Annotated in this window: 17 protein-coding genes; 16 read left to right on the top strand and 1 reads right to left on the bottom strand. The window is 61.2% G+C overall.

The window, feature by feature from the left end:
• The first annotated feature begins 147 nt into the window (after window positions 1-147).
• From RAE09_RS02255 to RAE09_RS02180, 16 genes are all read left to right on the top strand, one after another.
• Window positions 148-2,019 (top strand): peptidoglycan D,D-transpeptidase FtsI family protein, encoded by a 1,872-nt coding sequence (locus RAE09_RS02255; RefSeq protein WP_371744516.1) that lies wholly within the window; start codon window positions 148-150, stop codon window positions 2,017-2,019.
• A 9-nt stretch (window positions 2,020-2,028) separates the two neighbouring features.
• Window positions 2,029-3,564, top strand: coding sequence for a UDP-N-acetylmuramoyl-L-alanyl-D-glutamate--2,6-diaminopimelate ligase (locus RAE09_RS02250; RefSeq protein ID WP_302258152.1), 1,536 nt, complete (start codon window positions 2,029-2,031; stop codon window positions 3,562-3,564).
• Between the two features lie 2 nt (window positions 3,565-3,566).
• Window positions 3,567-5,096, top strand: a complete 1,530-nt coding sequence (locus RAE09_RS02245) for a UDP-N-acetylmuramoyl-tripeptide--D-alanyl-D-alanine ligase (protein WP_302258150.1) — start codon at window positions 3,567-3,569, stop codon at window positions 5,094-5,096.
• Between the two features lie 30 nt (window positions 5,097-5,126).
• Entirely contained in the window at window positions 5,127-6,233 is a 1,107-nt protein-coding gene (gene mraY / locus RAE09_RS02240; protein ID WP_005328919.1) for a phospho-N-acetylmuramoyl-pentapeptide-transferase, read from the top strand.
• 42 nt (window positions 6,234-6,275) lie between these two features.
• Window positions 6,276-7,667, top strand: a complete 1,392-nt coding sequence (gene murD / locus RAE09_RS02235) for a UDP-N-acetylmuramoyl-L-alanine--D-glutamate ligase (RefSeq protein ID WP_316980824.1) — start codon at window positions 6,276-6,278, stop codon at window positions 7,665-7,667.
• Between the two features lie 29 nt (window positions 7,668-7,696).
• On the top strand, window positions 7,697-9,097 hold the full coding sequence (locus RAE09_RS02230; protein WP_302258148.1) for an FtsW/RodA/SpoVE family cell cycle protein: 1,401 nt from the start codon (window positions 7,697-7,699) through the stop codon (window positions 9,095-9,097).
• Between the two features lie 23 nt (window positions 9,098-9,120).
• A complete protein-coding gene (gene murG / locus RAE09_RS02225; RefSeq protein ID WP_302258146.1) occupies window positions 9,121-10,221 on the top strand; it encodes an undecaprenyldiphospho-muramoylpentapeptide beta-N-acetylglucosaminyltransferase in 1,101 nt (366 codons plus the stop codon).
• Window positions 10,222-11,685 (top strand): UDP-N-acetylmuramate--L-alanine ligase, encoded by a 1,464-nt coding sequence (murC, locus tag RAE09_RS02220; RefSeq protein ID WP_302258144.1) that lies wholly within the window; start codon window positions 10,222-10,224, stop codon window positions 11,683-11,685.
• Window positions 11,685-12,356 carry a cell division protein FtsQ/DivIB gene (locus tag RAE09_RS02215; protein WP_302258142.1) on the top strand — a complete coding sequence of 224 codons (672 nt, stop codon included), beginning with the start codon at window positions 11,685-11,687 and terminating at the stop codon, window positions 12,354-12,356. The genes murC and RAE09_RS02215 overlap by 1 nt, the downstream gene beginning before the upstream one ends.
• Before the next feature lie 312 nt (window positions 12,357-12,668).
• Entirely contained in the window at window positions 12,669-13,988 is a 1,320-nt protein-coding gene (ftsZ, locus tag RAE09_RS02210) for a cell division protein FtsZ (RefSeq protein ID WP_269953148.1), read from the top strand.
• 24 nt (window positions 13,989-14,012) lie between these two features.
• Entirely contained in the window at window positions 14,013-14,744 is a 732-nt protein-coding gene (gene pgeF / locus RAE09_RS02205; protein WP_316980823.1) for a peptidoglycan editing factor PgeF, read from the top strand.
• Window positions 14,744-15,442: a YggS family pyridoxal phosphate-dependent enzyme gene (locus tag RAE09_RS02200; protein WP_316980822.1), complete on the top strand. Its 699-nt coding sequence runs from the start codon at window positions 14,744-14,746 to the stop codon at window positions 15,440-15,442. The genes pgeF and RAE09_RS02200 overlap by 1 nt, the downstream gene beginning before the upstream one ends.
• Before the next feature lie 104 nt (window positions 15,443-15,546).
• On the top strand, window positions 15,547-15,999 hold the full coding sequence (locus tag RAE09_RS02195; RefSeq protein ID WP_316980821.1) for a cell division protein SepF: 453 nt from the start codon (window positions 15,547-15,549) through the stop codon (window positions 15,997-15,999).
• Window positions 16,000-16,074: 75 nt separating this feature from the next.
• Window positions 16,075-16,368 (top strand): YggT family protein, encoded by a 294-nt coding sequence (locus tag RAE09_RS02190; RefSeq protein ID WP_250412550.1) that lies wholly within the window; start codon window positions 16,075-16,077, stop codon window positions 16,366-16,368.
• Window positions 16,369-16,571: 203 nt separating this feature from the next.
• Window positions 16,572-17,747: a DivIVA domain-containing protein gene (locus RAE09_RS02185; protein ID WP_316980820.1), complete on the top strand. Its 1,176-nt coding sequence runs from the start codon at window positions 16,572-16,574 to the stop codon at window positions 17,745-17,747.
• Between the two features lie 99 nt (window positions 17,748-17,846).
• Window positions 17,847-18,068, top strand: a complete 222-nt coding sequence (locus RAE09_RS02180) for a zinc-binding dehydrogenase (protein WP_250412552.1) — start codon at window positions 17,847-17,849, stop codon at window positions 18,066-18,068.
• 75 nt (window positions 18,069-18,143) lie between these two features.
• Here the strand turns inward: RAE09_RS02180 and RAE09_RS02175 are convergent, their stop codons facing one another.
• Entirely contained in the window at window positions 18,144-19,145 is a 1,002-nt protein-coding gene (locus tag RAE09_RS02175) for an HNH endonuclease signature motif containing protein (RefSeq protein ID WP_316980819.1), read from the bottom strand.
• Between the last annotated feature and the right edge of the window lie 190 nt (window positions 19,146-19,335).

Raw genomic sequence — 19,335 nt, 5'->3', positions numbered from 1 at the left:
CGGGCATTCTCACTTTTGTAGGGCACAATCAATACACGCAAGAAATTGTGGCGGAAATAGGGAAGGTGACACTGGACTGTGACTACGCCAAGTAAGGCTAGGCGCCGCCCGCGCCGCTCGACCAGCTCCGCGGTGCCGCAAAAGAAGATGATGCGCAAACGCCTGCGCATCATCGTATCCGTGGTGCTCGTGGCGATGGTTGTCCTCGCTGGCCGCTTGGCCTGGGTACAGCTCGTGTGGGGCCCGGACCTTTCCGCCAAGGCCGTAACGCAGCGCGAGCGCGTTTATATCGAGCCGGCCCGCAGGGGAGAAATCTTAGACCGCGATGGCCAGCGCTTGGCCTACACGATGAAGTCTCGTTCCTTGACCGTCTCACCGACCCGCCTGCGCGATGAGCTAAAGGACAAGGCCGAGATCGAGGCCCAGAAAGATGGCTCGACAGAGGGCATGGATGATAAGAAGCTGGATAGCTTCCTCACCAAGAAGATGGAGGAGACCCTCAAGGACATGTCTGAGGGAATCCCGAAGCTGATTGAGGATTCCGGCGCCTCTACCTCCAAGGTGGATAAGGACGACATCCTCAATAAGCTGAAAGCCGATACCCAGTATGAGGTACTGGTGCGCAACGTCGATCCGGATGTTGCCGTGGAGATCGCCAATAAGTACCACGGAGTGGCAGCGGACCGCCAAGACATTCGCCAGTACCCCAACGGCGCCATTGGTGAAAACGTTGTGGGCAAGGTGTCGATGGACGGCCATGGCCAGTTCGGTTTCGAGGCCGCGCGCGATACGGAGCTTACTGGCATTGACGGCCAGTCCACCGAGGACGTCTCCGCAGATGGCCAGGTGATTCCAGGCACTCTGCGTGACGTCGTGGATACCGTTGATGGTCGCGACGTCACCCTCACTTTGGATCTGGACCTGCAGACCTACGTTCAGCAGAAGCTGGAAAAGGCCAAGGCCAACTCCAAGGCTTCTGGTGCGGAAGCAGTAGTTCTCGATGCTGCCACCGGCCAGGTGCTTGCCATGGCCAATACCGATACCGTGGATCCCAATAAGAATGTTGAGGATCAGCTTGATGAGGGTAAGGACTTTGAAAACCGCAGCGTTTCCCATCCTTATGAGCCGGGTTCTGTAGCCAAGGTGGTTACCGCGGCTGCTGCACTGCAGGAGGGCGTGACCACCCCGGATGAGGTGCACCAGGTCCCCGGTTCCATCGATATGGCGGGCGTGACGGTCAACGATGCCTGGGAACACGGCACCGAGCCGTATACCACCACCGGCATCTTTGGTAAGTCCTCCAACGTCGGCACCTTGATGATCGCCGATAAGTTGGGCCAAGAAAAGTACGCCGAGTACCTCAAGAAGTTTGGGTTGGGCAATACCACCGGTATTGAGCTGCCGAACGAATCGGCCGGCAGCGTCCCAGACTTGGAGCAATGGTCCGGCGGCACCTTCGCTAACCTGCCTATTGGCCAGGGCCAGTCGTGGACCACTTTGCAGATGGCCAGCGTCTACCAAGCGTTGGCCAATGGCGGCGAGCGTATCGAGCCGCGCATCATTGACTCGGTCAAGGGCCCAGACGGCAAGGACGAAAAGCTAGAGGAACCGGAAAAGAACCAGGTGGTAAGCCCGGAGACTGCCAAAACCACGGTGGATATGTTCCGCGCCGTCTTCCAGGACGATGATGCCGGCCTGCAAAACGGTACGGCCGGCAATGCGCAGCTTAAGGGCTATCAGCTTTCCGGCAAGACCGGTACGGCCCAGAAGGTGGACCCAAATACCGGGGCGTATTCGAATTCCGCCTATTGGATCACCTTTGCCGGCATTGCGCCGGCCGATGATCCGCGCTTCGTTGTTGCCGTCATGCTGGATGAGCCTAAGTCCGGCGTGGAGGACAATGGAGGCGGCGGCCAGTCGGCGGCACCTATCTTCCGCGATATCGCCTCGTGGCTACTTAATCGTGACAATATTCCGACTTCGAAACCAGCACCGCGGCTGACCCTGCGGGCACAATAGGAGCTTAGTATGACCGTTTCTTTGGATACTCTCGCCCAGCTTTCTGGCGGGCGCGTCATTGGTGATGCCACCGTGGAGGTTTCCGCGTGCGGGCTGGATTCTTCCCGTTTGCCGGAAGGCGCGCTCTTTGCCGCCCTGCCGGGCACGCGCGTACACGGCGCGCAGTTCGCTCGCGATACCAAGGCGGGAGCTGTGCTTACCGACGCCGCCGGACTCGACCTGCTTACCGAAGCCCAAGAGACCCGCCCCATCTTGGTGGTAGAGGATATTCGTGCCGTGCTCGGTCCAATCTCCGCCGAGATTTATGGCCACCCCACCCGCGACCTGACGGTTATCGGCGTTACCGGCACCTCCGGCAAGACCACCACCAGCTACTTGCTGGAGGCCGGCTTGCTCCACGCCGGGCATTCTGTGGGCCTAATCGGGACCACCGGTACCCGTATTAACCGCACGCCGGTTCCCACCTCGCTCACCACGCCTGAGGCGCCGACCCTACAAGAGCTTTTCGCGCGCATGAAGAACGAGGGCGTTACCCACGTGGTGATGGAAGTGTCCTCGCACGCGCTGGAGCTAGGACGCGTGCGCGGAACTCGGTTTGCGGTAGGCGGGTTTACGAACCTGAGCCAGGACCACCTTGATTTTCACCCCACCATGGAGGACTACTTCCAGGCTAAGGCGAAGCTTTTCGCCGGGGAACAGGCGGCGGAACGAGCCGTCCTCTGCATCGATGATGAGTGGGGCGAGCGCATGCGCGGCGTCGCCAAGAGCGCCGGCCACCCAGTTACTACGGTTGCCACCCAGGGCGCTTCGGCCACGATTAGCGCGCGCCAAACCGCCGCTGAGGCCACCGGTGCCCAGGAGGTAGCCCTGAATTATGACGGTGCCGATTTCACCTTCCGGCTGCCGCTGCCTGGCGAGTTCAATATCGCCAATGCCTGCTTGGCGCTCGGCATGGCCACCGCGGTAGGAGAGGACCCAGCGGAGTTCCTGTCGGGCGTGGAGAAGGTCGCAGTCCCCGGCCGAATGGAGCGCATCGACCGCGGCCAGGACTTTGTGGCCGTAGTGGACTACGCGCATAAGCCCGCGGCCATCGCTGCGGTGCTCGACACCTTGCGCGGCCAGCTGGAGGGAACCACGGGGCGCGTCGGCATTGTCGTCGGCGCCGGCGGAGACCGCGATAGCTCTAAGCGCCCCATCATGGGCGCAGCCGCAGCCAGCCGCGCAGACCTTACCGTGGTGACCGATGACAACCCTCGCTCCGAGGACCCCGCCACCATTCGCGCGGCGGTGATGGAGGGCGCACGGGAAGCCGCCCCGCAGGGCGATATCCGCGAGGTAGGCTCACGCGCCCGTGCCATCGATGAGGTCGTCGATTGGGCCGAGCCGGGCGATGCCGTCATCGTCGTGGGCAAGGGCCACGAGGTGGGACAACTCGTGAACGGAAAGACGTTGCACTTTGATGACCGCGAGGAAATGGCCCGCGCTATCGAGGAAAAGCTGGCCGGAACCCCGCACCGCGATACTCTTGGGGATGCGAAGGAGTAGACATGATTCCACTTTCTATTGCCGATATTGCCGAAATTACCGGGGGCAGCCTCGATTGCGTGTCTGACCCAGACCAGCGCGTTACCGGGTTCATCGAATTCGATTCCCGGAAGGTAACCAAGGGCGGGCTTTTCCTTGCCCTGCCCGGTGCCCGCGTGGATGGCCACGACTATGCAGAAAAGGCCATCGAGCAGGGCGCAGTGGCGGTGCTGGCGGCGCGGCCGGTGGGGGTTCCGGCGGTCGTCGTCAAGCCCCAAGGCCGCGTTACCGGTGATGCCGCCAACGCGGATATCTATGCCCACGACGAGGACGGCTCGGCCGCCGCGGTGGTGCAGGCGCTTTCCGATATCGCGCGGGAGGTCACCCGCCGCCTGACCGCCGAGCAAGGCCTAGACATCGTGGGCGTAACCGGCTCGGCCGGAAAGACCTCCACCAAGGACCTACTGGCCACGATTTTCCGTGCTGAGGGTGACACCGTTGCCCCTCCCGGCTCCTTTAATAACGAGGTCGGCCTGCCGTATACCGCTTTGCGCTGCGATGAGCACACCCGCTTCCTAGTTGCCGAAATGTCTGCCCGCGGCATTGGTCATATCCGCCACCTGACCACCATCACCGCGCCTACTGTCGGCGTGGTACTCAACGTTGGTACCGCGCACTTGGGTGAGTTTGGCTCACGCGAGAATATTGCCCAGGCCAAAGGTGAGCTCGTGGAAGCCTTGCCCTCGGCCGCTGAGGGCGGCGTCGCCGTGCTCAATGCCGATGATCCCTTCGTCGCCGGCATGGCGCCGCGCACCTCAGCCAAGGTCGTCTACTACTCGGCCAATAAGCCGCCGGCTTCCGACGCCCAGTACTACGCCAGCGATATCCAGCTCGATGACGTCGCCCGCCCCTCGTTTGTGCTGCATGCGCCGGGAACGGACCCACTTCCGGTGAAGCTGCAGGTCTTTGGCAAGCACCAGGTCTCTAACGCTTTGGCAGCGGCCGCCGCGGCTATTGAATCGGGCATGGACCCGCAGGTGGTAGCTAATGCGCTATCCGGGCACCAGAATGCCTCGGAACACCGCATGGACGTGCGTACCCGCCGCGATGGAGTAACCACTATCGATGATTCCTATAACGCCAACCCCGATTCCATGCACGCTGCCATTGCCGCGCTGGCCTATACCTCGGCCGCCCGACCGGATGCCCGCGCCATCGCCGTGCTCGGTGAGATGGGCGAGCTCGGCGGAGAAGCGGTGGCTGCCCACCGCGCATTGGGAGAGGTGCTTTCCAAGTACCACGTTGACCACCTCGTGGCCGTGGGAGACAACGATAATATGAGGGCCATGGTTGAAGCCGCACAGGTGCGGGGTATAAATACTACTATCAGCCCGGATGTTGACGCCGCTGCGGCGGCGGTCGAAGACATCATCAGGGTAGCGCCTGCCGGCATCGAAGATTGGACCGGGCGCGAGGCCAAAGATGTAGTCCTCATCAAGTCATCAAATGCCCAGCGCCTGTGGCGCGTGGCAGAACAGCTCAATCGCCGTTAGTCCTCAGTACAAGGAGAAAGACCTCTAGCAATGACTCAGATCATTATCGCGGGCATCCTCAGCTTCCTCGTCGCGATCTTTACCACTCCCATGTTGGTGCGCTACTTTTCCGGCGTAGGCAAGGGGCAAGAAATCCGCGAGGACGGACCGCAGCTGCACCTGCGCAAGCGCGGCACCCCCACCATGGGCGGACTGGCGATTCTGCTGGCCATCACCGTGGCCTACCTCGTGGTGGGAATTTATGCCCGCGTGACCGGTAACGGTGGTTTTAGCCCCTCCGGTCTCTTGGTCTATTTCCTCACGATGGGCCTGGGCGGTCTGGGTTTTGCCGATGACTTCATCAAGCTGTTCAAAAAGCGCAACCTCGGCCTGAACAAGACCGCCAAGCTGGTTGGTCAGCTGGCCGTGGCGCTCATCTTCGGCATCCTGGCGCTGCAGTTCCCAGACGAGCACGGATTGACCCCAGCGTCTACCAACCTTTCCTTCGTTCGCGATTTTGAAACCTTCGACATCGCCGTGGGCGGCGCCATCATCGGCACCATTGTCTTCCTGGTCTTTCTCTATCTACTCATTGCTGCGTGGTCGAACGCCGTGAACCTCACCGACGGACTCGACGGCTTGGCCGCAGGCACCACCGCGATGGTGATGGGCGCCTATGCACTGATTTCCTTCTGGCAGTTCCGCAACTCTTGCGCCGTCTCGCCAGCGGCAGGGTGCTACGAGGTTCGCGATCCGCTCGACTTGGCCGTGCTGGCTGCAGCTGGCCTGGGCGGTTGCTTGGGCTTTTTGTGGTGGAATGCCGCACCGGCCAAGATCTTCATGGGCGATACCGGTTCGCTTGCACTCGGCGGCCTCGTCGCCGGCCTCTCGGTGACGACTCGCACCGAACTGCTCATGATCATCATCGGCGCCATCTTCGTGATTGAGACGGTCTCCGTCGTCATCCAGATCATCGTCTTCCGCAGCACCGGAAAGCGCTTCTTCCGCATGGCGCCCATCCACCACCACTTTGAAAATGGTGGCTGGGCCGAGACCGCCGTGGTCACCCGCTTCTGGCTGCTAAGCGCCATGGCCGCTATCGCCGGCGTATGCATCTTCTACGGCGACTGGCTGTCTGCCGTCGGCTTTGCTTCCTAAGACTCACGCCTTTTTAGCTTTATCGAGGAAAGAGGAATAGAGATGACCGAGTTGCCATCCTCGTTGCGCGGGCGAGTGCTCGTAGCCGGGGCGGGAGTATCGGGGCGCGGTTGCGTCGCTATGCTGGCAAGCCTCGGGGTGGATACCACCGTGGCAGATTCCAACGAGACCGCGCTGGCGGAATTGGCGGAGGAATACGGGGTAGCAACCGTCTCCGTCGATTCCGCCTCCCAAGGCGATTTTGACCTGGTGGTTACTTCGCCGGGCTGGCGTCCCGATTCGCCCTTGTTGGTCGCCCTCCAGGACGATGGGGTAGAGGTCATCGGCGACGTGGAGCTCGCGTATCGCCTGGATCGTGCGGGTGTCTTCGGCGCCCCGCGCACCTGGCTGGTAGTTACCGGAACCAACGGCAAGACCACCACTACCGGCATGTTGGCCCAGATTATGCAGGCAGATGCCAAGCGCACCGGCAAGCGCGCACTGGCGGTGGGCAATATCGGCGTTTCGCTTTTCGACGCCCTCACGGCCACCCCTCGCCTCGACGTTCTCTGTGCCGAGCTATCTTCTTTCCAGTTGCATTGGTCCAGCCATTTGCGCCCGGATGTGGGCGTGCTACTGAATTTGGCTGATGACCACCTGGATTGGCACGGATCGTTTGATGCCTATGCCCGCGCGAAGGCCAAGGTGCTCTCCGGTGAAGTCGCTGTAGTGGGCAAGGATGACGCCGAGGCGGTCCACTACGCCGCGGATACCGCAGACCTCTTCGGCTTTACTGCCGCTGAACCTACACAGGGAGAGGTGGGCGTAAGTGCCGGCCGTCTTGTCTCGCGGCTTAACGAGAAGCGCGAGGATCTCGCGTCCGCAGAGGGCATCGAGCCCGCCGGCCTGGCAGGAGTCCTCGACGCTGCGGCCGCAGCCAGCGTCGCGCGTCTGGCAGGCGCCACCCCAGAGTCCATTGCGCAGGGGCTGGCCGCATATACCGTCGCCGGGCACCGCGGCGCTGTGGTCCATGAGCATTCCGGCATTACGTTCATCGATAATTCCAAGGCCACCAACCCACATGCGGCGGATGCGGCGCTCAAGAGGCTCAATTCCGTGGTCTGGATTGCCGGCGGGCAGTTGAAAGGCGCGGAGGTGGACGGGCTCGTCGCCAAGCACGCCGCCCACATCAAAGCCGCGGTAGTCCTGGGCGTGGATAGGGAAGAGGTTGCCCGGGCCCTCGCCGCCCACGCGCCGCATGCCCCGGTGGACGTCATCGAAACGCAGGAGCCTTTCGCAGCCATGAATGCTGCGGTGGAGGCTGCACTGCAACACGCCGGTGCCGGCGATACCGTTCTTTTGGCGCCGGCTGCGGCATCGTTAGACATGTATACCGGCATGGCTCAACGCGGTGATGTATTCGCCGCGGCCGCGCGGGAGCTTACCCGCAACTAGAGCTATAGATTTAAGGATCAGGAGAACACATGACGGCCACCTCCCAGCAGCGCCCGCGCTCCAAGAGTTTTGGCGACCGCGTTCGCGAGCTGCGCGAGCGAGCCCGCCAGGAAGCAGGCCTTGATTACCAGCTGCTGCGCTTTATCATCTTCTTCCTCGTAGGCATCGGCGTGCTCATGGTCTTTTCTTCCTCCATGGCTACTTCCCTGACCGAGGACGGCGGAGTATGGAACCAAGCATTGCGCCAGTGCGTGATGGTGTTCTTGGGTCTCGTTGCCTTTTGGTTTGGTCTCAAGGTGTCGCCGCATACCCTGCGCAAATGCGTGCCGTGGATTGTGGGTTTGTCCATCATTTTGCTCATCGCGGTGCTGATCCCTGGCGTCGGTACCGGCCGTGAAGAGGTAGGTTCCCAGTCCTGGATTTACTTGGGGCCGTTCTCCCTGCAGCCCTCGGAGCTTGCCCGCGTCGCCGTAGGCATGTTTGGTGCGACCGTATTGGCGGATAAGGAGCACAAATCCATGAAGGTGACGGATCCCTTCATGATGTACTCCCTCATTGCCGGCGGTATGTTCTTGCTCATCGTCCTTCAGGGCGACTTGGGTATGGCTTTGTCCTTTGCCCTCGTGGTTGTCTTCACCCTGATTTTCGCGGGTGTCGACTGGCGCGTTCCGGCGACCATCGGCGTCGCAGCCGTGTGTGGTTTGCTGTTTATCTTCCTTTCTGGCGGCTTCCGGTCCAACCGCTTCCACACCTATTTCGACGCCCTCGTGGGCAATATCTCCGATACTCAAGGTACGGGTTTCCAGTCCTATCAGGGCTTTCTCTCGCTTGCCGACGGCGGCTTCTGGGGCGTTGGCATTGGCCAATCCCGTGCCAAGTGGTTCTACCTGCCGGAGGCGAAAAATGACTTTATTTTCGCCATCGTGGGTGAGGAACTCGGCTGGTGGGGCGGTGCGCTCGTCATCGTGCTCTTCGCCGCACTGGGCTATGTGGGCCTGCGCACTGCGATGCGCGCACAGAACCAGTTCCAGTCCCTGCTGGCCGCAACGCTGACCATCGGTGTGGTCACGCAGGCCTTCGTCAATATTGGCTACGTCATCGGCCTGCTGCCGGTAACCGGTATTCAGCTGCCCATGATTTCGGCCGGCGGTACCGCAGCGATCATCACGATCGGCTCGATGGGCATCTTGTGCAACGTGGCGCGTCACGAACCGATGCAGATTTCCGCCATGCAGAATTTCGGTCGCCCGCTGTTCGACCGTCTCCTTTTCATCGGCGAGCCGCAGCCGGTGCCGCAGCCGAAAAAGAAGCAGCATGGCCGTCACGCCCGCCCGCAGGAGCCGCGGTCCCGCGTGCGCGAGGAGCGCTTTGGTCGCCCCGTGACCGGAAGCGGCCGCCGCTATCCGCGCGCCGAGCGCCGCTATCGATAGGTGGCGCTGGTAGCCTTTAGGCTATGAATTCCACGCCTATTTCCGTCGTCATCGCAGGTGGCGGCACCGCCGGACACATTGAACCCGCCCTCGCCGTGGGCGAAGCTTTGCGCGAGCGCCACGGCGCACGCATCACCGCTCTCGGTACCGAAAAGGGCCTCGAGCGCGATATCATTCCCGCCCGCGGCGTGGACCTTAGCCTGATTACCCCCGTGCCAATCCCGCGCAAGGTCAACGCGCAGCTCTTCAAGCTACCGTTCAACCTCTCTCGCGCGGTGGGGGAGGCCAAGCAGGTACTCAAGGACGTCGGGGCGGATGTCGTCTTTGGCACCGGCGGCTACGTGGCCGGGCCGGCTTATATCGCTGCGCGATCCCTCGGCATCCCGTTTTATGTTCTCGAGACCAATGCTTTGGCTGGAATGGCCAATAAGCTCGGCGTGAAGATGGGTGGCATTGGACTCAACGCCCACCCAGATTCCGGCATGCCGGGCGAGGTCGTTGGCATCCCCGTTCGCCCGAGCCTGGCGGAGGACCCGAATGGCAACCTGGCCGCAGACGCGCGCACCAAGTGGAACTTGGCCGAGCTTCCCACCATTCTCATCACCGGCGGGTCCCAAGGCGCGGCCAGCATCAACCGCGCCGTTGCTGGAGCGGTGGAGGACTTGGCACAGGACTTCCAGCTCCTGCACGCCTATGGCAAGAAGAATGATCCGCCCGCGGAACACCCCAACTACGCCGCGCTCCCGTATATCGAGGACATGGGATCCGCCCTTGCGGTAGCCGACCTCGTCGTGTGCCGCTCCGGCGCGATGACCGTTGCCGAAGTATCCGCCGCAGGCCTGCCGGCCATCTACGTTCCGCTGCCGCACGGCAATGGCGAACAGGCGCTCAATTCCCGCGACGTGGTCGAGGCAGGCGCCGCCATCCAGATTCCGGACGCGGAGCTGACCGCAGAGCGACTCATCTCCGAGGTGCGCGGCATTCTCGATGACCGACAACGCCTCGAGTCGATGACGCACGCCGCCGCCCATGCCAGCGCCGGCGACGTGGCAAATACCATCGCAGACCGCATCGCCGCCCGCGTATCCGAGGCCGAAGACGCCGCTGGAAGGAAGGATAAGTAAATGACCGATCCCGCACACTACGATCTGCGCCGCGTCCACCTCATCGGCATTGGTGGTTCCGGCATGTCGGGGCTCGCGCGAATCCTCGCCGCTCGCGGCGGAGTGGTTACAGGTTCCGATGTCAAAGACTCCACCCCGGTTGAGGTGTTGCGCACCATGGGTGCCAAGGTCGCCATCGGCCACGCCGCAGAAAACCTGCGACTGTCTGGTGAACTGCCCACCGTCGTCGTTACTTCTTTCGCCGCCATCCCCCAAGATAATCCGGAGCTGGTAGCCGCAAAGGATAACGATATCCCGGTAATTCGCCGCTCCGATCTGCTCGCCGCCTTGATGGAAGGCCACAAGCAGGTGTTGCTGGCTGGCACCCATGGCAAAACCTCCACCACGTCCATGACCGTGAGCGCGATGCAACACGCGGGTCTCGATCCTTCCTTCGCCATCGGCGGCCAGCTCAATCGCGCGGGCACCAATGCCCACGGTGGCACCGGGGAAGCTTTCGTCGCCGAGGCCGATGAATCTGATGCCTCCCTGCTGCGCTATAGCCCCGATGTTGCGGTGCTCACCACCATCGAGCCCGATCACCTCGACTTCTTCCACGGCGAGGAAGCCTACTTCCAAGTTTTTGATGACTTTGCTGACTTGGTCACTCCGGAGACCGGCTATCTCGTTGTGTGCGCTGAAGACGAGCACGCTGCCCGGGCTGGCGAGCGGGCGCTGGAGCGCGGGATCAACGTCGTAGCCTACGGCTCGCCGGAGAAGTCTTTCACCTCTACCGTGCCGCTGGCCGCCGAGCTGGTCCGCGAAGAGACCACCGCGGAAGGCATGGACACCACCGTCAAGCTCGACCTTCCTGGCGTTTCTGAAACCGTGCGCTACGAGCTGCAGATCCCAGGCCACCACATGGTGCTCAATTCCATGGGTGCCTTGATCGCCGGTGTGCTCTCCGGTGGCACCCCGGCCGCCATCGCCGAGGGTTTGGCTGACTTTAGCGGTGTGCGCCGGCGCTTTGAGTACCGGGGGAGCGTCGACAAGCAGGGCAAACCCGTGCGCGTCTTCGATGACTATGCGCACCATCCCACCGAGGTTGCGGCGGTGCTCCGGGCCGCGCGCGCCAAGGTTGAGGCGGAAGGCCACGGCGGGCGCGTCATTGCCTGCTTCCAGCCGCACCTGTACTCACGCACCATGGAATTCGACGCCGAGTTTGCCCAGGCACTCTCGCTTGCCGACGCCGCCGTGGTACTCGATATCTACGGCGCCCGCGAACAGCCCGTGGAGGGAATTACCTCCCGCATCATTACCGATAAGATGCCCGCTGATATGCAGGTCATCTTCGAGCCGGATTTTTCCGCCGCCGCCCGCGACGTTGTGTCGGTGGTGGAGCCAGGCGATGTGGTGCTGACCATCGGTGCTGGCTCGGTAACCATGGTGGCAGCGGAAATCCTCGATGAATTGCGGGCAAGCTAGTGCGCGTATCCGCAAAGCTCATCGCTGGGGTCATCGCTGCAATTGTCGCTGTGGTCCTCATAGTGGCCGCCGTGATGTGGACAGTTCCCGTCCTAAAGATACGTAATTTTCAGGTGGAAGGCGTCCACCAGCTCGATCCCGCACAGGTGGAGGAAGCCTCTGGGGTTCCCAAGGGCGAAAATTTGCTGCGCGTTAACGCGCGTGAGGCAGCTTCCGGCGTTGCTGGATTGGACTGGGTCGATTCGGTGACAGTCTCTCGCGATTTCCCTTCGACCTTGACCATCAACGTGGCCGAGCACAAGGCCGTGGCGTTTGTAAAGCGCGATAATAAGCCCTTCCTGATCGATGATAAAGGCGAGGAATTTACCTCCGCTGAGCCTCCCGCGGGCGCGGTCGAGGTGACGGGTTCCGTTGATAGCGGCTCCCCGCAAACCCAGGATGCGGTGCGAGCGATTGCAGCGCTTTCCGACGACGTCCGCAACCAAGTAGCAAAGCTCGAAGTAGCGGGCGAATACTCGCTGACTTTCACCACTAAAGACGACCGGCGCGTCTTCTGGGGTGCCAGCGATTCCAACGATGAGGACAAGGCACATGCCTTCGCCACCGTGTTGAAGATGGAAGGCCGCGAGTGGAATATTTCCAACCCTGAGTTGGTCACCACCCGCGGATAGGGCGACGGGTGCCCCCGCAGGTGCCTTTATCGCGCTTGTAGGCCCGTGCAGCACCGCTTAGGCGTGTGCGCTGCACGGGCCCATTTCAGTGCCTGAACCATGGGGCGGATGATACGGGTGTGACTAGCAAAACCGCAGGTGAGAAACCCTAAAGTGGAACTTGAGGGTCTCGACACGCGGAAAATGTGCGTGAAAATTACACCGCTGTCGTTAAAGATGGAAAGGAACGCGATTCGCCCTCGGCGGACCGCATTACATTCCTCGTTTAATGCACGTGCAGACTTAAAGTAGCGAAAGGTGAGACCAACTCACATGATCTCTTCCAATAACAATCTCGCGGATATCAAGGTCGTCGGCGTCGGCGGTGGCGGCGTCAACGCCGTCAACCGCATGATCGAAGAAGGCCTCAAGGGCGTTCAGTTCGTCGCCATCAACACCGACTCCCAGGCCCTCATCTTCTCTGACGCAGATACCAAGCTCGACATTGGCCGTGAAGCCACCCGCGGCCTCGGTGCCGGCGCTAACCCTGAGGTAGGCAAGACCTCCGCGGAAGATCACAAGTCCGAAATTGAAGACGCCCTCGAGGGCTCCGATATGGTCTTCGTGACTGCCGGCGAGGGTGGCGGCACCGGCACCGGTGCTGCTCCGGTCGTGGCGTCTATCGCGAAGAAGATGGGTGCGCTGACCGTCGGTGTTGTCACCCGCCCGTTTAAGTTCGAAGGCGCTCGCCGTACCCGCCAGGCCATGGCCGGTATTGAGGAGCTGCGCGAGGTCTGCGATACCCTCATCGTCATCCCGAACGATCGCCTGATGCAGCTCGGTGGGGAAGAGCTCTCCATCGTTGAGGCTTTCCGCGCTGCCGATGAGGTGCTGCATAATGGTGTGCAGGGTATTACCAACCTGATCACCATCCCGGGCATGATCAACGTCGACTTTGCGGACGTTCGCTCCGTCATGTCTGACGCTGGCTCCGCGCTCATGGGTATCGGTTCCGCCCGCGGTGATAACCGCGCCATGACCGCTGCTGAGCAAGCCATTAACTCCCCGCTGTTGGAATCCACGATGGAAGGCGCCAAGGGCGTGCTGCTGTCCATCGCCGGCGGCTCTGATCTTGGCCTGCACGAAGTAAACGCCGCTGCCTCCATGGTGGAAGAGCGCGCTGACGAAGACGTCAACCTCATCTTCGGTACCATCATCGACGACACCCTGGGCGATGAAATCCGCATCACCATCATCGCCACCGGCTTCGATGCCGAGGCCAATATGACCCAGGCCGCTGCGCAGCAGCAGCCGCAGCAGGAACAGCGCAAGCCCGGCTCCCTTTTTGACAATCGCCAGCGCGAGACCGCAGAGCCCGTCACCCCGGCACCGGCGCAGCCTGCTGCCGCTCAGCCGGCACAGGATGACTACTCCCCGCGCCACTCCTACGAGCCGCGCGCCGGCCAGGAGCGAGAGCGCTACACCCCGCAGCGCCCTGCCGAGGAGCGTCGCCCAGAATCTAGCGGTCTGTTCACCAACTCTGACCGTTTCTCCCGCGAGGAACGCCGCGATGATTACCGTTTGTCCCGCCCGTCCCAGCGTCGTGACGATGACGGCGACGACGATCTGGACGTGCCTTCCTTCATGCGCTAAGCGCAAAGCGCTACGCTGGTGTGCATGCCAGTAAACGAGGAACATCGCACCACACGCCCCGTCCGCATGGTTTTTACTAGCCGTGCTGGCGGGGCGTCTGCTATTCCATACGACTCTTTTAACTTGGGGCACCACGTCGGCGATGACCCCGCTGCGGTTACCGCTAACCGCGAGCGCCTGAAGCGCGTGACCGGTCTGGACGACATCGTGTGGATGGAACAGCTACACACCAATACCGTCACCGTCGTCGATGGTCCACGGGACGAGCCCGTGCCAGCTACAGACGCAATTGTCACCACCCAGCGACGCCTCGGGCTGGGCGTCCTCGTCGCTGATTGCACGCCGGTGCTGCTTGTCGACGTCGCCGCTGGTGTCATCGCCGCCGCCCACGCCGGCCGCCTTGGCGCCCGCAACGGCATTGTGGTCAATACCGTGCGCGAAATGCAGAAGCTTGGCGCACAGCCCGAGCGCATTCAGGTGGTTATGGGTCCGGCTGCTTCGGGCAAGAACTACGAGGTGCCCGAGGAAATGGCCACTGACGTCGAGCGTCGCTTGCCCGGCTCCAAGACACGGACGTCGAAGGGCACGTGGGGCATTGATGTGCGGGCAGGGCTGATTCGCCAGCTTATGGGGCTAGGCATCACCGCGATTGAATCCGACCCGCGCTGCACCATTGAAGACGAAGACTTCTTTTCCTATCGACGCGAAGGCACCACCGGCCGCCAGGCCGGACTAATTTGGTTGGAGGCTAAGTAATGTCAGACCGAAAGGCACAGCTAGATCACAACCTATCGGCCACCCGTGCCGAGATTGAAAGGCTAGCAGCGCAGTCAGGGCGAAAACCGCCGCAGCTGTTACCAGTAACGAAGTTTCACCCAGCTGCGGATATTTCTCTGCTGGCAGATCTAGGAGTTACCGACGTCGCCGAAAACCGAGAGCAAGAAGCCCGCGCCAAGGCCGCTGAGCTGCCGCAGCTGTGTTTCCACATGATTGGCCAAATCCAGACCAAGAAAGCCAACCACGTAGCCCGATGGGCAGCCAGCGTGCATTCGCTAGATTCCCTCAAACTCGCCCACGCGCTAGAGAGGGGAGTTTCCTTAGCCAAGGAACGAGGCGAGCGCGAAAACAATTTGCCGGTATTTATCCAAGTCTCCGCCGACGGCGATGGCGCTCGAGGTGGGGTAACTCCGGACGCGCTCGATGAGGTCGTGCGTGCCGTGGAAAAAGCGCAGCACCTAGAACTTGCCGGCCTCATGGTCGTTCCGCCCCTCGACGCCGACGCAGGTGAGGTATTCCGGAACGTGCGTGGAGAGGTAGATCGCTTATCGTCTGAGCTCAATCGACCGCTGAAAATGTCTGCTGGCATGAGTGCGGACATCGCCGAGGCAATTGCTGCGGGCAGCGATATCGTGCGTGTCGGAACCAGTATCATGGGGCCGCGACCAGTAGGTTAAAAACATCGCAAAAGCGCATTTCACAGCGTAAATCACATGAGTCACACCAGACACATTTTACGCGTTTAGACTTGTACAAATTTAGGTCAGAGGGAGACCCAAAAATGTCATTCATTGATAAGACGAAGGATTTCTTCGGGCTGGGCCCGGTGGACATCGAAGAGGACGATGCCTACTACAACGAGGAGCCGCGTTACTCCGAAAAGAGCTCCTCGGCCTACGCACCTCGCCGCGCCCCGCAGTCCTATGAGTCGGCGCCAGTACACGAGGAATTCGTTCCGACCATCGTGGCTATTTCGTTGACGTCTTTCAATGATGCCGCCAAGGTAGGCGAGCCCTTCCGCGACGGTGATGCTGTGGTCTTCGAGCTGACTGACGCCGAAAAGGCCACCGCCAAGCGTTTCATCGACTTCGCTGCCGGCCTCTGCTTTGGCCTGGAGGGCCGTATGCTCAACCTCACCAAGGGCATGGACACTGAGCGCAAGGTCTTTTCCATCGTGCCGAAGTCTGCAGACATTGCAAAGCACGAACTCGAGCGTGCCGCAGGCCTGCGCTAAAGCGGCACGGTTTATTTAGCCTCCGCGGGTGCCGATTGGGCACCCGCGGGGGTTTATTCGATAGGCTCGGTCATTGTGACACAACTCGGAATTATTCTTATCCTGCTCGTGCGGATCTACACGTGGGTGCTCATCGCCCGCATCATTATTGAGATGATCCAGTCCTTCTCGCGGCAGTTCAACCCTCCACGCTGGTTCATGGTTATAGCGGAGCCTTTGTTTGTGATTACGGACCCGCCGGTCAAGGCGTTGCGGCGCCTGATCCCGCCCCTGCAAATGGGTGGCGTAGCGCTTGATGTATCGGTGCTTGTACTGTTCGTCTTGCTCTCGATACTCACACTGATCTTGCAGATGATTTTTCTGACTTAACACCCCCGTCGCCTCGAAACCTGTGGTAAACGTTGAGACTCGGCGGGGCGTCGATTATTGTGGGCGTTTGGTTACGATAAATCGCGATAACCCGTATTATGAACCACATGTACCTTTGTGGGGAAGGTTTAGTTAGGCCTGAACCGCACTCCTAAGGCCCTGGAAGCTCCGGGGTTGTACCAACCTGAAGGGGAAGAGAAGACATGCCACTGTCACCAGCTGATGTTCACAACGTCGCGTTCAGCAAGCCGCCGATTGGCAAGCGCGGCTACAACGAAGACGAGGTGGATCAGTTCCTCGACCTCGTAGAGGACGCCCTTGCCCAGCTGCAGGATGAGAACGAAGACCTGCAGGCTCAGGTCAGCGATTTGAACTCCCAGGTTAAGGCGGGTGCTGGTGCCGGCGCTGCTGGTACCGCAACTGCGGCTCCCACCCGCACCGATGAGGCTGCGCTGCGTAAGGAGATTGAGGCCAAGCTGCGCGCGGAGTACGAAACCAAGCTGGCGGACTCCAAGTCCGAGGTTTCCCGTGCCAAGGAAGAGACCAAGAAGGCACAGGAGCAGGTTAAGGCTGCCCAGGCTGAGGCTTCCAAGGCACAGGCGTCTGGCTCCGCTGCTGCTTCCTCTTCCGCAGACCTGAAGGCAGCCCGCGATGAAGCGGCTCAGGCCAAGAAGGACGCCGAGGCAGCTCGCGCCGAGGCAGCCCAGGCAAAGAAGGACCTCGAGGCTTCCAAGAAGGAAAACGACGAGCTGAAGAAGTCCGCTTCCGCAGCTGGTTCCTCCAAGGCTGGTGCAGCGGCAGCGGGTATCGCAGGTGCTGGTGTTGCACAGACCGCCGATGGCCTGGCTACCCCGGAAACCCACATGCAGGCTGCCCGCGTTCTGGGTCTGGCACAGGAGATGGCAGACCGCCTGACCTCCGAGGCTCGTGCGGAGTCCGAGTCCATGCTGTCCGAGGCACGCACTGCAGCCGAGAAGCAGCTGAGCGATGCAGATTCCCGCTCCAAGGCACAGCTTGCCGACGCCCAGAAGAAGTACGACGCCCAGCTGCAAGATGCAGATTCCCGCTCCAAGAAGCTGGTATCTGACGCTGAGGTTAAGGCAAAGCAGACCGAGTCTGATGCTTCCTCCCGCGCAGAGGCGCAAATCCGTCAGGCTGAGGAGAAGGCCGCGTCCCTGCAGGCCGATGCCGAGCGCAAGCACACCGAGGTTATGAACACCGTCAAGCAGCAGCAGACCGCACTGGAGGCTCGCATCTCCGAGCTGCGCACCTTCGAGCGCGAGTACCGCACCCGCCTGAAGACCCTGCTGGAGTCTCAGCTGGAAGAGCTGGCTACCCGCGGCACCGCCGCACCGAACGGCGAGGCTGGCAACAACTAAGCCACCCCGTTCTTCCTAGCGCCCCCGCCACCGCGGCGGGGGCGCTATTGTTGTTTTAGACCGTCGTGCTATAGCCCGCCCCTACCGAAAGGAACCACTGTGCTCGTAGCCGCTTTAGTTCTCGCCCTCGTGGCATTCGTGGCCTTGGTCAACTTTGTTATCTCGGGTGCAGATTGGTCGCTGTATATCGTTTTTGGCGCCGCCGGCGTCGGACTCGTGTGCTTCATCCTGGACTGGGCGCATAAGCATCGCGCTGACAAAGCCTCAGCAACTGAATCCCCCGAGGAGGAGGCGCTGCGCGCAGCCTTCCGCGAGGACTAACGCCGCGAGACCCAAAGCTTTCGGTTGCAGGCATGCCAATAAGGCGCACGAGGCGCCTTATTCTGCAGTCGGGCTCTAGCAATCGGGCGGTTGCCACCGAATCCGTCCGTTGGTTCGGGCAAGTTGCCCGCGCAGCGGCGGGGCATTGGGATCGTCATCGTTCGCGCCATTGTGGTACGCGCAGGCTGTGGATAAGTTCGCGATATTGGTCAATCCACCGTGCAACCACGGCTCCAAATGGTGAATTTGGCATTCGTCAGCAGGCTTAGCGCAGCGCGGCCATGGGCATACCGGATTTTCCGCGCCCGCCATCAACCGCTGCTTGGCATTGGCGAAGCGCTCCGTGCGGTACAGGTTCACCGCGCCTTCATAGGGGCTCACCAGAGTAATGAGCCCATGCTCCTTGAGCGTGCGGCGCACATACTGCGCTCCCGTAAGCGTTGCTCCGTTGGTCATCTGCAAGGTGATTTCCTCGCCATCACCGTTGACGATGCGCACGTAGTCTTCCAAGCGCACGATGACATTGGTTACCACCGTGCTTCGTTGCGCCGTATCGTTGCCGAAGAAGGTATCTTCCACCACATTCAGTGGCTTTTTATCCTGGTTCTCCACCGCCGCGTGGAGGTCTGCAATAAACGAAGACGAGCCGTCGATCGCTAACGTCCATGGCGCATCCTTGCGGCGGATGATGCGTACACCAGGCTTCACCTTGCGCTTTTTCTTCGGAACCTTGGATTGCGCCAGCTTTTCCAGTGCCGCTGCTGTGGCCTTGGTGGTGCATAGCTGTTCGCGGAGGACCCAGGCGTCGAAAAGCGTGGGCATCTTGCGCGCATACTTTTCAATGATGGATAAAGCTACGATGGAATGCCCATTGTGCTGGGCACCTTCGATAGCACGACGACGCTTTCTAGTGAACTTGGTCGTGCCGCAGTACGCCTCTTTTAGCAATGCCAACTCGCGGGCCGTCTTTTCAGCGGCGCCTCGCGCGCAGAGGTCGTCCTCAGACATGCCTGCGCACCCGAGGACGATGTCCATCCCGGGTGCCATGGCTGCGAGGTAAGTATCTAGCGCGTTCACGATTCACAATTTATTTCCCCGCGCAAGCCCCCACAAGGGAAAATTTTTAGCCTGTGGATAACTTCTTGTGCACGAAGATTCTGGGGCGCTATACTGTGGCCTACACGCAGTGATCCGGCCATCACCGGGGAGCAATTCAGAAGAACAGCCAGTGTGGCCCAGTAGAACTGAACGGGTGGGACCGTCAACT

The organism is Corynebacterium tuberculostearicum (assembly GCF_032821615.1).
In the GTDB taxonomy this organism is placed as follows: Bacteria; Actinomycetota; Actinomycetes; order Mycobacteriales; family Mycobacteriaceae; genus Corynebacterium; species Corynebacterium tuberculostearicum_H.
Note: the sequence above shows the minus strand (reverse complement) of the source record. Positions and strands in the feature narration are given on the sequence as shown.

What these genes read in the sequence shown, in the direction of transcription:
- murC (WP_302258144.1), top strand. Translation starts at nt 10,222, where the DNA reads ATGACCGATCCCGCACACTACGATCTGCGCCGCGTCCACCTCATCGGC.
- RAE09_RS02255 (WP_371744516.1), top strand. Translation starts at nt 148, where the DNA reads ATGATGCGCAAACGCCTGCGCATCATCGTATCCGTGGTGCTCGTGGCG.
- RAE09_RS02250 (WP_302258152.1), top strand. Translation starts at nt 2,029, where the DNA reads ATGACCGTTTCTTTGGATACTCTCGCCCAGCTTTCTGGCGGGCGCGTC.
- pgeF (WP_316980823.1), top strand. Translation starts at nt 14,013, where the DNA reads ATGCCAGTAAACGAGGAACATCGCACCACACGCCCCGTCCGCATGGTT.
- mraY (WP_005328919.1), top strand. Translation starts at nt 5,127, where the DNA reads ATGACTCAGATCATTATCGCGGGCATCCTCAGCTTCCTCGTCGCGATC.
- murG (WP_302258146.1), top strand. Translation starts at nt 9,121, where the DNA reads ATGAATTCCACGCCTATTTCCGTCGTCATCGCAGGTGGCGGCACCGCC.
- RAE09_RS02245 (WP_302258150.1), top strand. Translation starts at nt 3,567, where the DNA reads ATGATTCCACTTTCTATTGCCGATATTGCCGAAATTACCGGGGGCAGC.
- murD (WP_316980824.1), top strand. Translation starts at nt 6,276, where the DNA reads ATGACCGAGTTGCCATCCTCGTTGCGCGGGCGAGTGCTCGTAGCCGGG.
- RAE09_RS02230 (WP_302258148.1), top strand. Translation starts at nt 7,697, where the DNA reads ATGACGGCCACCTCCCAGCAGCGCCCGCGCTCCAAGAGTTTTGGCGAC.
- RAE09_RS02200 (WP_316980822.1), top strand. Translation starts at nt 14,744, where the DNA reads ATGTCAGACCGAAAGGCACAGCTAGATCACAACCTATCGGCCACCCGT.
- RAE09_RS02195 (WP_316980821.1), top strand. Translation starts at nt 15,547, where the DNA reads ATGTCATTCATTGATAAGACGAAGGATTTCTTCGGGCTGGGCCCGGTG.
- RAE09_RS02185 (WP_316980820.1), top strand. Translation starts at nt 16,572, where the DNA reads ATGCCACTGTCACCAGCTGATGTTCACAACGTCGCGTTCAGCAAGCCG.
- ftsZ (WP_269953148.1), top strand. Translation starts at nt 12,669, where the DNA reads ATGATCTCTTCCAATAACAATCTCGCGGATATCAAGGTCGTCGGCGTC.